The organism is Halomonas sp. A020, assembly GCF_027943625.1.
Lineage (GTDB): Bacteria > Pseudomonadota > Gammaproteobacteria > Pseudomonadales > Halomonadaceae > Vreelandella > Vreelandella piezotolerans.
This window is the reverse complement of sequence record NZ_AP022850.1, coordinates 301,918-316,446: the sequence shown is the minus strand read 5'-3', so window position 1 is coordinate 316,446 and position 14,529 is coordinate 301,918. Positions and strand designations below refer to the sequence as shown.

Sequence of the window (14,529 nt, the reverse complement as noted above, 5' to 3'; positions counted from 1 at the left end):
CCAACATCCTTATTGGGGGTGAGGCGAGGAGAGTAAACATTCAGAAATGAATGTTCATTATATCGTCACTTTCCTGTGCTCGCACGTCTCACCTTCTATGCATGACTCGACGGACAGTCGATAACGCTGCAAAGTAAGAGTAACCAAGAAAATACCAAGCGGCGATGGTATCAAGTCGTCGTCACTACTAAGCATGACCGTTGAGGGGCGGGCACTATTATGGCCATTAGCGTGTTTGATCTGTTTCGAATAGGGATTGGGCCCTCCAGCTCGCATACCGTGGGCCCCATGCGGGCCGCGCGGGATTTCGTGATGTCACTGACCGTACCAGACGTCACCCGAGTGGTGGTAAGGCTGCATGGATCGCTGGCCGCCACTGGCGTTGGGCACGGGACCGATAGTGCGGTCATCATGGGGCTCATGGGTGAGACACCCGAAGCGATCGACCCGGACATCATTGCCGGGCGATTGGCCGGTTTGGATGACGGTAAGCCGTTGACGCTTCCCCACGGCCAGTCCCTGGTATTTCAGCGCGCTCAGGACATCGAATGGGACGACACCTGCTTGCCCTTCCACCCTAACGCCATGACGCTAACGGCCTACCATGACGATACGGTGGTTAGCACGAACACCTATTATTCGCTCGGCGGTGGGTTCTACGTGGACCAGGCCTGTGCCGATCAGGGGGGGCTGGATGAGGATAAAACGGCGCTGCCATACCCGTTCGAATCGGCCAATGAGCTGCTGGCATTGTGTCAGCAGCACGATCTGCGGATTAGCGAGCTGATGCTCGAAAACGAGAAAGCGTGGCGCAGCGAAGCGTCGATTCGCCAAACGCTGTTAACGATTTGGCACGCCATGCGCCAGAGTATCGATAACGGTTTGATGGCCACCGGGCGGCTGCCGGGTGGTTTGAACGTCCGCCGCCGCGCTCATTCGCTGCATCAGCAGCTGCTTGCACCGCCCGACCATCAGCGTCTCATCGTGACCAGTTTCTCGGTCATGGATTGGGTCAATCTGTTTGCCCTAGCGGTGAACGAAGAGAATGCCGCCGGTAAGCGAATGGTGACCGCGCCGACCAACGGCGCTGCGGGCATCGTGCCCGCCGTGCTGGCGTACTATCTGAAGTTCGAGCCGGACGCCTGCGATGCCGATGTGGTGGATTTCTTGTTGGCGGCGGGGGCCATGGGCATCCTGTGTAAAAAGAACGCGTCCATTTCCGGCGCTGAAGTAGGCTGTCAGGGGGAGGTGGGCTCCGCCTGCGCCATGGCCGCCGCGGGCCTTGCCGAGGTGCTGGGCGGCACGCCCAAGCAGGTAGAGAACGCTGCCGAAATCGGCTTGGAGCATAACTTGGGGCTGACCTGCGACCCAGTGGCAGGACTAGTCCAGGTACCCTGTATCGAGCGCAACGCGATCGCCTCGGTGAAGGCAATCAACGCCGCGCGTATGGCGCTACATGGCGACGGAGACCACTTCGTTTCGCTGGATAAGGTGATCCGCACCATGCGCGATACCGGTCGCGATATGCAGGACAAGTACAAAGAGACCTCGAAAGGTGGTCTCGCAGTCAATGCCATCGAGTGCTAATGAGCAGGTAACAGAGTGTCGATATGGTCGACCAAATGATCGACCAGCTGACGAATCTTGGGCGATAAGTGGCGGTGGCGAGGGTACACCGCCCAGACCGCCGTGTCGTGGTGTTGGAACGGCTCCAGCACCGACACTAACTCTCCACTGGCCAGATAAGGCGCCACGTAGTAATCCGGCAGCTGGGCGAGCCCCAGCCCTTTGAGGGCGGCATCCAGCAGGGCCGGTCCAGAATTAGCGCTCCAACATCCCTCTACCTTTACCTCCCGGCGCTGGCCGTTGACTTCGAAGAGCCAGTTGGGCCGCGAGCCGATCAGGCAGCGGTGCTGGCTCAATTCCGACAGGGTGTGTGGCCTGGGCGCTTGACGAAAGTAGGCGCTCGACCCCACCACGTACTCCTGGCGTTCACACAGCCGTCGGGCAATCAGGCTGGAGTCTTTGAGTACGCCCATGCGGATGGCAATGTCGAAGCCTTCCTCGATCAGCTCGACCGGGCGATTGGTAAAGTGCATGTGGACTTCCAACTGGGGGTGCAGGCGCTGGAAGTCGTTGACCAGCGGCGCGATATAGCGCTCGCCAAAGGTGGTGGCCGAGGTGAGCTTCAACAGACCTTGCGGGCTGGCTTGAAGTTCGCTGATGGCTTGCTCGGCGTCGCGCAGTCCGTCGAAGAGATGCCGGCAGTGCTCCACGTAAAGCGCCCCCGCATCGGTCAGCCGAATCTGCCGCGTGGTGCGGTAGAGTAGCTGCACGCCTAGCTGGTTCTCAAGCTGGCTGACCAAACGGCTGATATGCGAGGTAGAAACTTTGAGGTGTCGAGCGGCGGCGGAAAAGGTGCCCAGCCTGACCACCTCGACGAAGGCTTCGATACGATCCCAACGCTGCATGGCGAGCCCTTAATCGAGTGGATTGTTGCTCAGTGACAATAATCTTATGAGTGTATCCCGCTTTATCCCTCTCGCCTAGCTGACCTACACTGCAAGTCTCTCTCGCGTTTCCATGGAGTGTTTTGATGATGTCGATGATCTCTTCACGCTGGCCTCGGCGTGCTTTGGTGGCTGCTATCAGCACCGGTTGGATCGCTGCCGCTCAGGCAGAGGTGCCTGCCCAGCAGCAAGAGCAGGCACCAGGCTGGTTCCGTATGATGGTGGGCGATAGCGAAGTGACGGCGCTTTACGATGGCCATACCACACTAGACACTTCGCTCTTAAAGGGCATGGAGCAAGACGAGATTTTGCGTCATCTCGATGCACTGTTCATCGATGCAGAGAACGGCATGCAAACTGCCGTGAACGCTTTTTTGATCCACACCGGCCAGAACCTGGTGCTCGTCGATGCAGGATCGGCGGCGTGCTTTGGCCCCACCTTGGGGCAGGTCGAGCAGAATCTGCGTGCTTCGGGCTATGCGCCGGAAGAGGTCGATACGATCTTGATGACGCACCTGCACCCAGACCACGTCTGTGGTCTGGCAGACGAGAACGGTGACGCGGTCTACCCGAATGCCGAGCTGCGCGCCAGTCAAGGCGACGCTGACTTCTGGTTGGACGAAGAGCGCTCCCAAGCGCTTCCAGAGGAGGAGCGTGCCTTCTTTACCATGGCACAAGAGGCCGTGGCGCCCTATCAAGAGGCTGGCCGATTCAGCCCCTTTGCGCCGGGCGATGAACTGCTGATGGGGATCGTTGCTCAAGACACCCACGGCCATACGCCGGGCCATGCGAGCTTTATGCTCAATAGTGATGACGACGCCATGTTGGTATGGGGCGATGTCGTTCACAGCTACGGCGTACAGTTTGCTGACCCAAGCGTTGCCATCGAATTCGACTCTGATCCCGAGCAGGCCGTACGCACTCGTGAAGCCGTGCTGGAAAGTGCGGTCGAAGAGAAACACTGGGTGGCCGGTGCCCACATGCCCTTTCCGGGCATTGGTCATATCACCGAAGACGAGGAAGGTTATCGCTGGCTGCCCATCGAGTTTGGGCCGGTTTCTGGCGATAGCGAGTAACTGAATATAGCGAACGCGCCATGGCGTGTTCGATGACCGTGAACCCAAAGGAGTCACCATGAAATCACGCGCGGCAGTTGCACTCGAAGCGGGTAAGCCCCTAGAGCTGGTAGAGATCGATGTAGAAGGCCCGAAGGCGGGAGAAGTGTTGGTCAAAATGGCCGCTACCAGCGTGTGCCATACCGACGCTTACACGCTCTCTGGCGCCGACCCAGAGGGCAACTTCCCGGCAGTGCTCGGGCACGAGGGTGCGGGCGTCGTTCAAGAGGTGGGGGAAGGCGTCACCAGCGTCAAGCCAGGCGATCATGTCATTCCTCTTTACACTGCAGAGTGCGGCAAGTGCAAATTCTGCCTGTCAGGTAAAACCAACCTGTGCGGCAGTGTACGGGCGACTCAAGGCAAAGGCGTCATGCCTGATGGCACGTCGCGTTTCTCCCTAGACGGTAAGATGTTGCACCACTACATGGGGACGTCCACGTTCAGCGAGTACACGGTGCTGCCGGAGGTGTCCCTAGCGGTGGTGTCCAAAGAAGCACCCATGGACAAAATCTGTCTATTGGGCTGTGGCGTGACCACGGGCATTGGTGCCGTCTTGAACACCGCTAAAGTAGAGCCCGGCTCGACGGTGGCCGTGTTTGGTTTGGGCGCCATCGGCTTGGCGGTCATTCAGGGTGCGGTGATGGCCAAGGCGTCCAAAATCATCGCGATCGACGTCAATCCGGATAAATTCGCCCTGGCCAAGCAGTTCGGCGCGACGGATTTCGTCAATCCTAAAGATTACAGCGATCCGATCCAGCAGGTCATCGTCGATATGACCGATGGTGGCGTCGACTACTCTTTCGAGTGTATCGGCAACGTCAACGTCATGCGCTCGGCGCTGGAGTGCTGCCATAAGGGTTGGGGCGAATCGATCATCATTGGTGTGGCTGGCGCAGGCGAAGAGATCTCTACACGTCCATTCCAATTGGTCACGGGTCGTGTTTGGAAAGGGTCGGCGTTTGGCGGTGTGAAAGGGCGCAGCGAGCTGCCGGGTTACGTCGAGCGCTACATGAACGGCGAGCTCAATATCGACGACTTCATCACCCACGACATGCCGTTCGAGCAGATCAACGAAGCCTTCGACTTGCTGCACGAGGGCAAGAGCATTCGTACCGTGCTGCATTACTGAGTATCATCAAGTCAACGAAACCGGGTAAACGAACGCGGTAGGGGCGACCCTCCGCGTTTTCATCTTCTCGAGGAGCCTGCCCCATGAGCATGAGTGAAACCTTAGAACTGGTGTCGGCCAACCGCAGCAGCGGCGGCTGGCACAAGCGCTACCGCCACTACTCCCGGGCGCTTGACTGCGACATGGTCTTCGCCGTTTACCTGCCGCCGCAAGCGGAAAACGAGCGGGTGCCGCTGTTGTGGTGGCTGTCCGGGCTGACCTGTAATGACGAAAACTTCATGCAGAAGGCGGGCGCCCACCGGATTGCTGCTGAGCTTGGGGTGGCGATCGTCTGCCCCGATACCAGCCCGCGAGGTACCGATCTACCCGGCGAGCACGACAGCTACGATCTCGGCTCTGGGGCCGGTTTCTACGTCAATGCCACCCAAGCGCCGTGGAAGCCGCATTACCGGATGTACGACTATGTGATCGAGGAGCTACCGTCGGTCGTGCGCCAGCACTTTCCCGTCAATGGTCGTGAATCGATCAGCGGTCACTCCATGGGCGGGCACGGCGCGCTGATCCTTGCGCTGCGCCATCCCGGTCGGTTCCGTTCGGTCTCGGCCTTCGCGCCGATCGTCAATCCAATGAACTGCCCTTGGGGCCAAAAAGCCTTTACCAGCTACTTGGGCGACGACCAGTCGCGCTGGCGTCAATACGATGCCTGTGAGCTAGTGGCCAACGGTGCGTCTCGCCAGCGGCTGTTCATCGACCAGGGCGAGGCGGACCAGTTCTTGGAAGAGCAGCTCATGCCTGAGCGCCTGGAAGCCGTCTGTGAAGAGCACGATCACCCGCTGACATTGCGTCGCCAGCCGGGCTATGACCATAGCTACTTCTTCATCGCCTCGTTCATCGAGGATCATTTGCGCTATCATGCGGAACACCTCATGAAACGCTAAGGATTCCGAGATGCTCGATCGCGCGCTGCGCCGTTTTCTTCGTCTGCTATGGCGGCTTGTCTGGCGTGGTGCGCTGGGGTTCGTGGTGCTCTCCGTGGCGTTGGTGCTGCTATTTCGTTTCGTACCGCCGCCTGGCTCCATGGTGATGGTCGAGCGTAAAGTGCAGAGCTGGATCAACAGTGAGCCCATCGACATTCAGCGTCAGTGGCGTAGTTGGGAGCAACTGTCTAGCAATGCCAAACTGGCGGTGATCTCCGCAGAGGATCAGCGGTTCCCCCAGCATCGCGGGTTCGATTTCGTCGAAATGCGTCGCGCCTGGGAAGCAAGTCGAGACGGTGAGCGGCTGCGCGGCGCCAGTACCCTGAGCCAACAGACTGCCAAAAACGTGTTTCTATGGACCGGGCGTAGTTGGTTACGCAAAGGCCTAGAAGCGTGGTTCACTCTGTTGATCGAAACGCTCTGGGGGAAACAGCGAATTCTAGAGGTGTATCTCAACGTCGCCGAGTGGGATACCGGCGTGTTCGGTTTGGAAGCGGCGGCCAATCACTACTTCGGTGCTTCAGGCAGCGCGTTGACCGAGCGTCAGGCTAGTTTGTTGGCCGCCATACTACCCAGCCCACGTACTCGCAGCGCTTCCCGGCCCGACGCCCAGGTCGAGCGTCGCAGCCAGTGGATTCGTCAGCAGATGCGCAATTTAGGCGGCACGGCCTACTTGGAGCGGCTATGAGCGTAGAGGTAATGAGGTGGGCGTTTGACTGAGCCGCTTGGCTCAGTCGTATCGCACGGGTGCCACGGTAGGCAGTTCGCCGATCTGAGGGCGCGCAAAGTAGTAACCTTGCTGCACGGAAATGCCTAGCGCCAGCAGGCAGCGGGACTCTTCTCGGGTTTCGACCCCTTCAGCGACGAGCTGTGTGCCTAGGGTGCGTGCCAATGACACCATGCTCTTGAGAATGGCCTGACGACGCACGTTGCTATCGCAGCCCATGACCAGCTCGCGGTCGATTTTGAGGGTGTCGGGGCGAAGGTCGGTCAACAAATCCAAGTTGGCGTAGCCATTGCCGAAGTCATCTAGCGAGGTGGTAAACCCCATCCGTCGATAGCTATCGATAATATTACGCATATGCGCTCTATCGACGACACGCTCAGTTTCGGTGATTTCGAAGTTAAGCCGCTCGGTGGGCCAGCCCACGCGGCGTGACGTGTCGAGCGTGGACTGAATGCACGCCTCCGGTTCGTACACGGCATTCGGTAAAAAATTGATCGACAGCCGCTCGGTCATGCCCAGTTCGCTGGCAAGCTCGATGGCCTTTACGCGACAGGCTTGGTCGAAGCGATACATCAGCTCATCGGTCACTTGATTCAGGATCGAAAAGGCCGATTCGCCGTTAACTCCGCGCACCAATGCTTCGTAATACACCACTCGTCGTTGGGAAACATCGACAATGGGTTGAAAGGCCATCGTAAACGCAAAGGGAACTGGGGTATCGCATCGGTTGCAAACGCCGTCGACCCTGGCGCAGTGAGGTTGTGCAGTCATTTTTTCCAAGCCCTGGAAGATTCGTTTTTTTCGTATCGAATTATGTCGTCGAGGGGCGTACCACCATGACCACACCGATAATGGCAATGACCATGCCTGCCAATCCCAGCAGCGGCAAACGCTCATCGAATAGCCACCACGCCTGAAGCGCCGTGACTGGAGGCACCAGATAAAAGAGACTCGCTACACGAGAAGCCTCCCCCTTCTTTATCAAGGCCATCAATAGCAGGATAGCGGCAATTGAGAGAATCAGCACGAGCCAGCCAAGCGTGAGTATGAACGTTGTGCTCCACTCCACCTCGCGGCTTTCGAACAGTAGGGCGCCAATGCCCAACAGTCCACCTGCCGCCATGTACTGGATCGCTGCGCCCGACAGCAGTGGCATGCTGGTGCAGTAGCGCTTTTGGTATAGGGTGCCAAGCGAGATACCCACTAGGGCGGCCATCACGCTCACCAACGCACCCATCCCGAAGCCGCTAAAGAGCGTGCTGCCGAGCTCCAGCTTACTGCCCAGAACCAAGCTGATGCCGACCAATCCCAACAACAGGCCTAACCACTGCCGTCTGGTCAACCGCTCGCCGAGCAGCGGTCCTGCGCAGGCGGCGGTGAGGAGTGGCTGCAGGCCGACCAAGAGCGCAGCCAGACCTGCAGGCATGCCCAAATAGATACCGTAAAATACACCGCCTAAGTAGGTGCCATGGACCAGCAAACCCGATACCGCAATATGTTTCCATAACGTAGGTGATGAAGGCCAAGAAATACGCATTACCCATATCAAGGGAGTCAGTAGCAGTAGGGTGAGTACGAAACGGATGAACAAAAAGGTGAAGGGTTCGGCGTAGGGGAGGCCAAATTTTGCGCCAATAAAGCCAGTACTCCACAACAGAACGAACAGGCCTGGCATGGCAGTCAAACCAAGGGAGGCAGCGTCCTTATCTGTTAACTTTCTGAAATTAATAGACATAATCTTCCTGGAGTAGCATGATTCGTGAGTTGGGTGACTTACGCTTTGTTCTTTTTGTTACTGAGTTTTACATAAAAGATTGAACCAGCGCCCAAACGACGCGTCACACTGGGCACATTCATAACGCGCCAATGAGGTTTCTTACCATGCAACGTATGACTGCTTTGTTCTCTGCTGCACTTCTTGCGACGGGTCTGATGGCGGGCACCGCTCACGCCCAACAAGCCGACGGTCAAGCGCAAGACCCAATGGCTACTCAACAAGCCCCGACTCAGGATTTTTCTGATCAGCAGCTACAGCAGTTCGCCGATGCTTCTCAAGAAATCGCCGTGATCTCGCAAGAGTACACACAGCGTCTGCAGGAAGCAGAAGACGAAGCCGCACAACAGGAAGTACGCGCTGAAGCTAACGACCGCATGATCGAAGTCGTCGAAGATAGCGGCTTGGATGTCGATACGTTCAACGCAATCGGTCAGTCCATTCAGCAAGATCCAGAAATGATGCAGCGCGTTCAGGAAATGGCTAGCCAGTCGTAAAGGCCATGAATTGAATGTTTTACCCAAGGCTATGTGGATAGTGCCAGATTTTCCTTAACGTGCGAAGTAACTGTCACGCCGCAAGCCGACCAAAGCCCAACGTACATGCGTTGGGCTTTTTTTGTGCGGGTCATTGAGTCCGGCACTTTCGTTTCACCTCAAAGGGTTGTCCAAGGTGAATGTTCACGACACACTGAGACCAGGACGGCCTATTGTCGTCCCATGATGCATCAAAGCACCGTCCGTTCAACAGAGTCAGCGCCCAGCAGGAGAGCGTATGGACGTCGAGTTATTAGAAATACGCCAGCACATGGGGCAGTTTCCCCCGTTTGATGGCTTATCGGATGAACTGCTGGATGCGATTGCCGAGCAGGTAGAGGTAAGCTACTTCAAAACGGGCAGCGATATTCTGGCGCTCAACGATACCCTCGACGAGCTTTGCTACATCCGCAGCGGCGCGGTCGAGGTGTATCGTCGCCAAGGAGAGCTCTACAACCGCTTGGGCGAGGGCGATATTTTTGGTCACTTCAGCCTGCTGCGAAATCACAAGGTTCGCTTTCCTGCCAAAGCCATTGAAGACACGCTGATTTACTTTATTCCCGACGCGGTATTTCAGCGCCTATGTGAAGAGGACGATGACTTTGCCGACTTCGTCGAACTCGAGCGCCCACGGTTAGAAACTGCCGCAGAGCAGCAGAAGAAGTCGAACGACATGATGGTGACGCGTATTCGCAAACTGGTCACCCGCTATCCGGTCATGGTGGAGGCGACGACGAGTGTCCAGCAGGCGGCTAGGCAAATTATCGATGCCCAGGCGTCTGCGGTGTTGGTCATCAAAGAGGGGAGTGATAACCCTCGCTATAGCTTTCAGGATAGCGAAGGCCAAATTTGGCAGATGTGCGGCATTCTCACCGATAGCGATTTCCGCACGCGGGTCGTGGCCGAGGGGCTATCGCCCAGCACCCCTGTGGGAGAGGTTATCTCCGAGCGGCTGATTACCGTCCAGTCCGATGCATCCGTGTATGAAGCGATGCTGACCATGCTGCGTAGCAACGTCCATCACCTCCCGGTACTCTACCGCCAGCGCCCGGTGGGTGTGGTGCACCTATCCGATATCATTCGCTACGAAACGCACAGCGGACTCTACCTGGTGAGCAATATCTTCAACCAGTCCAGTGCACAAGGGCTTGCCAAGCTGGCGCCCGACGTTCGAGCAGCGTTCGTACGCATGGTGCAGGAGGGCGCAAACTCGCAAATGGTGGGCAGCGCGCTCTCTACCATCGGCCGCAGCTTCACCCGCCGACTGCTGGAGTTGGCAGAAGATACGTTGGGTCCGCCGCCGGTACCCTACTGCTTCATGGTCAATGGCTCCATGGCGCGTAACGAGCAGAGCATCGTCACGGATCAGGATAACGCGCTGATTCTCTCCGATGACTTCGTTGCCGAAGAGCATGATGAGTACTTCCATGCGTTGGCCGCGTTCGTCAGCGACGGCCTTGCCGCCTGTGGCTATACGTACTGCAAAGGGGATGTCATGGCGACCAACCGGCAGTGGCGTCAGCCGTTGGCGGTATGGAAGCGCTACTTCCAGGACTGGATGGCGAACCCAACGCCCGAGAAGCTGCTGCACAGCTCGATCTTTTTCGATCTCGATAGTGTTTACGGGGAGGACCTGTTCGTTGAAACGCTGCAGGATTTAATTGCCCAAACGGCTCCCAAATCACCGCTGTTCCTGGCGGCCATGGCGCGTAATGCGCTCAATCGCACCCCACCTTTGGGCTTTTTCCGCACTATCGTCATGGAAAAAGATGGCAAGCACAACAACTCCATCAACCTCAAGCGACGCGGCACGGCGCCGATGGTAGATTTGATTCGTGTGCATGCCTTGGCCTGTGGTTCTAAAGCGCAAAGCTCCTTTCAACGGTTGGACGACATCAGCAAAACCCAGCTGCTAGCCACCGGGGTGAGTGACAAACTCAGCTATGCGCTCGAGTTCTTGTGCATGTCGCGGATCCGTCACCAAATGATCGACCTGCAGGAGGAGCGTGAGCCGGACAATAATATCGAGCCGGAGAACGTAGAAGACAGCGAACGGCACACCCTAAAGGATGCTTTTCAGGTGTTGAGCAATGCTCAGAAGTTTTTGAAGTTCCGCTACCCCGTTCCCACCCAACGGCAGAGGCGCTGATATGCACGGTATTCGTCCGCGCCAAAAGGTCACTCAAGCCGATTGGAAGGGCTATATGGCCGCTCGGGCCGAGCGGGCCAAAGATGACACCTTGATACGCTTTTTCGATACGCCGATGCCTGATCCCGAGACGCCGCTGTCCGAGGTGCCGCTCGTCGCGCTGGATATGGAAACCACCGGACTCGATGAGCGACGCCATGCGATCGTCAGCATTGGCGTCGTGCCGTTTACGCTAGGGCGTATATCCATGGCTCAGCGCCGTTACTGGGTAGTGAAACCGCCCCGTCCGTTAGATGAGGACTCGATAGCGTATCACCACATCACGCACTCGGAGATTGCCGATGCGCCAGACTTGGATAGCGTGCTAGACGAGCTGTTGGCGGTGTTGGCCGGGCGGGTCGTGGTGGTTCACTTTCGTAATATCGAGCGACCTTTTCTCGATGCGGCGGTGAAGGCGCGCCGTGGTGAGGGAGTGTTGTTTCCCATGATCGATACCATGTCGTTGGAAGCGCGGTTGCATCGACAAACACTGTGGGCCCGCTTTCGCCGCTGGCTGGGTCGTCCGCCGGTATCGATTCGCCTCAACGCCAGCCGCGAGCGCTACGGCTTACCCGTTTACCAAGGCCACCATGCGCTCATTGATGCTCTGGCCACTGCCGAGCTTTTGCAGGCGCAAATCGCCAATCGCTATAGCCCTGAGACGCCTTTAAAAGCGCTGTGGTGTTAGCGCTCGCACCTTCTTTGCAAAACGGGCAGCCCTTGGGCTGCCCGTTGACGTCTTGCCGAGTTGAAGCTGTTACTTACACTGCTTTGGGTTCGCTCATCAAGCCTTTGATGATGGCGTAGCAGGCCACCAGTAGAATGATGGTGAACGGGAACCCGGTCGACACGGCCATGGTTTGCAGCGCGGTCAAACCGCCCCCCAGCAGCAGTGCAATGGCAATCGCGCCTTCGATGATCGCCCAGAACACGCGCTGCGGTTTCGGTGCATCGACCTTGCCACCTGCGGTAATGGAGTCGATGACCAGCGAGCCAGAATCCGACGAGGTCACGAAGAACACGATGACCAGCACGATGGCGATGAACGAGGTGATCTGTGACAGCGGCAGTTGCTCGAGCATGATGAACAGCTGCAGATCCACGCCTGCGTCGCGCACGGCCTCGATGCCTTGGCTGACGTACTGATCGATGGCGGTGCCACCGAAGGTCGTCATCCACAGTACCGAAACGACGGACGGCACGATCAGCACGGAGACCAGGAACTCACGTACGGTACGGCCGCGGGATACCCGCGCAATGAACATGCCGACGTACGGAGACCAGGAGATCCACCATGCCCAGTAGAAGGCCGTCCAGCCTTGGCTAAAGTTCGCGTCTTCACGGCCAAAGGGGTTCGACAGCGCCGGAAGATGAACCACGTAGCTCAATAGGTTCTCGAAAAAGCCGGTCGCGATCAGCAGCGTCGGGCCGACACCGATCACGAAGAACAGCAGCGCGGCAGCCATGGCGATGTTGATTTTCGACAGCAGCTGTACGCCCTTGTCGACACCGGCAACGATCGAGCCAATCGCTATCATCGTGATACCGATGATGAGCAGAATCATCGTGATATCACTTTCCGGCGCGCCAAACAGATAGGTCAAGCCAGCAGCGGCCTGGGTAGCGCCCAGCCCCAGTGACGTGGCCAGACCAAACAGTGTGGCAAACACTGCCAGAATGTCGATCAAGTGGCCCGGCCAACCCCAAACGCGTTCACCCAGTAGCGGGTAGAACACCGAGCGCATGGAGAGCGGCAAGCCTTTGTTGAACGAGAATAGCGCCAATGACAGAGCCACCACGGCATAAATCGCCCACGGATGCAGACCCCAGTGGAAGATCGTTGCCGCCATGCCCAGCGCCGCTGCGCCTGCCGTATCGCCCTCAGCGCCAGCCAGCGGTGCCCAGTCGCCACCATCCAAAGAGGTGCCGAAGTGGGTCAGCGGCTCATTGACGCCAAAGAACATTAGCCCAATGCCCATACCGGCGGCGAACAGCATCGAAAACCAGCCGGCATAGGTAAAGTCCGGCTTGGCATCTGCCCCGCCAATGCGGATTTTACCCAGGGGAGAGACGATCAAACCCAGGCAAAGAATGACGAAGATATTGGCGGCCAAAATGAAGAACCAAGCCAGATTGCCGGTCAGGAAGCCAAAAACGGCGTCGTAGATCGGCGAAATCGTATCTTGCAGTGCCAAGGTGAGTATGACGAACAGCAGCACCACGAGTGACGAAATGGTGAATACCTTGCCGTGTAGGTCAAGGTTGAAGCCCATTGCACTCGTCGTAATGTTGTCTTGGCCGATCACGTAATCGGTATCGATCAGGTTAGCCGGGCCATCAGGGGCGGGGATGCCTTCTGATACCGGCTCATCAGCGGGACGCTTAGAGTCAGGATTATCCACGGGAGCCTCTCCATGTCGGACAGAAACCGCCAAACGCACCTGGATGGACCAGCAGTTACCTTCTGGCCAATCACAAATGCATTAGCAGGCGTGTATTACATCAGTAACAGTAGCAAACGTTGCTTAATCTTTGTTCAACGCGCGGGCACGTTAGCACGAAAAAACGTCACATTTACAACGACGACAGAGGGCCGAAGCCCTCTGTCATTTAACGCTCGGGGCAGAGTATGACTAGCCGTTGAGCCACTGCTCGACCACGTCTTGGTTCTCTTCTACCCACTGCTTGGCATTTTCGTAGGGGTCGCTGCCATCTTCTTGGTTCATCAGCATCACCTCGCCCATCTGCTCGGGCGTCCACTCGAAGGCATCCAGAATGGCGTAGGCTTCTGGCATGTCTTCTTCCAGACCGCTACGTACGACGGTATGGATCTGCTCGGCACCGCCGTAGACGTTTTCTGGGTCTTCGAGGTATTTCAGATCGAACCGAGCAAACATCCAATGCGGCGTCCAGCCAGTGACGACCACATCCTCTTCGTTTTGGATGGCGCTGGCCAAAGCAGCCGTCATGGTGGCACCGCTGCCGCTGCGCAGGTTCAGCCCGAGGTCATAGGTATCCACGACCTCTTCGGTGAGTGCCATCAGGCCAGCACCGGGGTCAATACCGATAATCTCGCCGTTGAAGCTGTCGGCGTTGTCGTTCAGATCGGCGATGGAGTCCACGTCGGTGTACTCAGGTACGACCAAGCCGAGTTTGGTGCCATCCAGATTGGGGCCTAAATCTTCGGTATTGTCACCGACACGCTCCATGTAGTCTGCGTGGGTCGTCGGCAGCCAGGCGGCGACGATGGCATCGGCATCACCCGTGGAGAGGGCTTGGAACATGGCCGCTGCGGACAGCGAGGTCAGTTCCACCTCGAACCCTGCCTGCTCGAGAACCGCAGCAATGACGTTAGTGGAAGCGACTTCAGAGGACCACTCGACATAGGCCAAGTTGACCGTGCCTTGATCTTGGGCGTGGGCCAGGCTGCCAGCGGCTAGCCCGGTACCCGCGACCAGGGCCAAAGAGGCGAGACGGATGCGGTGATTCAACGTACGCGTTTTCATTCACTTGCTCCCTGTTGATGGGCAGTGGCACTTGCCACTGCGGTATGAAGAGGTCGTTCTTTGCTTA

The 14,529-nt window shown here is 57.6% G+C and carries 13 protein-coding genes; 8 read left to right on the top strand and 5 right to left on the bottom strand.

Annotated features, from left to right (window positions below):
* Positions 1-219: 219 nt before the first annotated feature.
* Positions 220-1,587, top strand: a complete 1,368-nt coding sequence (locus tag FRH_RS01435; RefSeq protein ID WP_139526522.1) for an L-serine ammonia-lyase — start codon at positions 220-222, stop codon at positions 1,585-1,587.
* Here FRH_RS01435 and FRH_RS01430 read toward each other — a convergent pair.
* Positions 1,584-2,471, bottom strand: coding sequence for a LysR family transcriptional regulator (locus tag FRH_RS01430; RefSeq protein WP_219861577.1), 888 nt, complete (start codon positions 2,469-2,471; stop codon positions 1,584-1,586). The two genes, FRH_RS01435 and FRH_RS01430, sit on opposite strands and share 4 nt — an antisense overlap.
* Positions 2,472-2,596: 125 nt before the next feature.
* Between FRH_RS01430 and FRH_RS01425 the strand changes: the two genes are divergently transcribed.
* The 4 genes from FRH_RS01425 to mtgA all read left to right on the top strand — a co-directional run bounded on the left by FRH_RS01425 (position 2,597) and on the right by mtgA (position 6,419).
* Positions 2,597-3,586: an MBL fold metallo-hydrolase gene (locus FRH_RS01425; protein ID WP_281997626.1), complete on the top strand. Its 990-nt coding sequence runs from the start codon at positions 2,597-2,599 to the stop codon at positions 3,584-3,586.
* Positions 3,587-3,644: 58 nt separating this feature from the next.
* On the top strand, positions 3,645-4,754 hold the full coding sequence (locus tag FRH_RS01420; RefSeq protein WP_139526524.1) for an S-(hydroxymethyl)glutathione dehydrogenase/class III alcohol dehydrogenase: 1,110 nt from the start codon (positions 3,645-3,647) through the stop codon (positions 4,752-4,754).
* A gap of 83 nt (positions 4,755-4,837) precedes the next feature.
* Positions 4,838-5,692: an S-formylglutathione hydrolase gene (fghA, locus tag FRH_RS01415; RefSeq protein WP_139526525.1), complete on the top strand. Its 855-nt coding sequence runs from the start codon at positions 4,838-4,840 to the stop codon at positions 5,690-5,692.
* A gap of 10 nt (positions 5,693-5,702) precedes the next feature.
* The gene (gene mtgA, locus FRH_RS01410; protein WP_139526526.1) at positions 5,703-6,419 is read left to right on the top strand and encodes a monofunctional biosynthetic peptidoglycan transglycosylase; all 717 of its coding nucleotides are present in this window, start codon (positions 5,703-5,705) and stop codon (positions 6,417-6,419) included.
* Positions 6,420-6,461: 42 nt separating this feature from the next.
* Here the strand turns inward: mtgA and FRH_RS01405 are convergent, their stop codons facing one another.
* A complete protein-coding gene (locus tag FRH_RS01405; RefSeq protein WP_139526527.1) occupies positions 6,462-7,151 on the bottom strand; it encodes an EAL domain-containing protein in 690 nt (229 codons plus the stop codon).
* A gap of 118 nt (positions 7,152-7,269) precedes the next feature.
* Positions 7,270-8,193 carry a DMT family transporter gene (locus FRH_RS01400; protein ID WP_139526528.1) on the bottom strand — a complete coding sequence of 308 codons (924 nt, stop codon included), beginning with the start codon at positions 8,191-8,193 and terminating at the stop codon, positions 7,270-7,272.
* 146 nt (positions 8,194-8,339) lie between these two features.
* Here FRH_RS01400 and FRH_RS01395 point away from each other — a divergent pair, with 146 nt between their 5' ends.
* The 3 genes from FRH_RS01395 (at position 8,340) to FRH_RS01385 (ending at position 11,644) form a co-directional block, all read left to right on the top strand.
* Entirely contained in the window at positions 8,340-8,729 is a 390-nt protein-coding gene (locus tag FRH_RS01395; protein WP_139526529.1) for a DUF4168 domain-containing protein, read from the top strand.
* Between the two features lie 277 nt (positions 8,730-9,006).
* Positions 9,007-10,917, top strand: a complete 1,911-nt coding sequence (locus tag FRH_RS01390; RefSeq protein WP_139526530.1) for a DUF294 nucleotidyltransferase-like domain-containing protein — start codon at positions 9,007-9,009, stop codon at positions 10,915-10,917.
* 1 nt (position 10,918) lies between these two features.
* A complete protein-coding gene (locus tag FRH_RS01385) occupies positions 10,919-11,644 on the top strand; it encodes a 3'-5' exonuclease (protein ID WP_139526531.1) in 726 nt (241 codons plus the stop codon).
* A gap of 73 nt (positions 11,645-11,717) precedes the next feature.
* On the opposite strand, the gene FRH_RS01380 is transcribed toward FRH_RS01385, so the two are convergent.
* Together FRH_RS01380 and FRH_RS01375 are read right to left on the bottom strand one after the other, a co-directional pair.
* A complete protein-coding gene (locus tag FRH_RS01380; protein WP_139526532.1) occupies positions 11,718-13,358 on the bottom strand; it encodes a BCCT family transporter in 1,641 nt (546 codons plus the stop codon).
* A 231-nt stretch (positions 13,359-13,589) separates the two neighbouring features.
* On the bottom strand, positions 13,590-14,462 hold the full coding sequence (locus FRH_RS01375) for a glycine betaine ABC transporter substrate-binding protein (protein ID WP_153842610.1): 873 nt from the start codon (positions 14,460-14,462) through the stop codon (positions 13,590-13,592).
* Between the last annotated feature and the right edge of the window lie 67 nt (positions 14,463-14,529).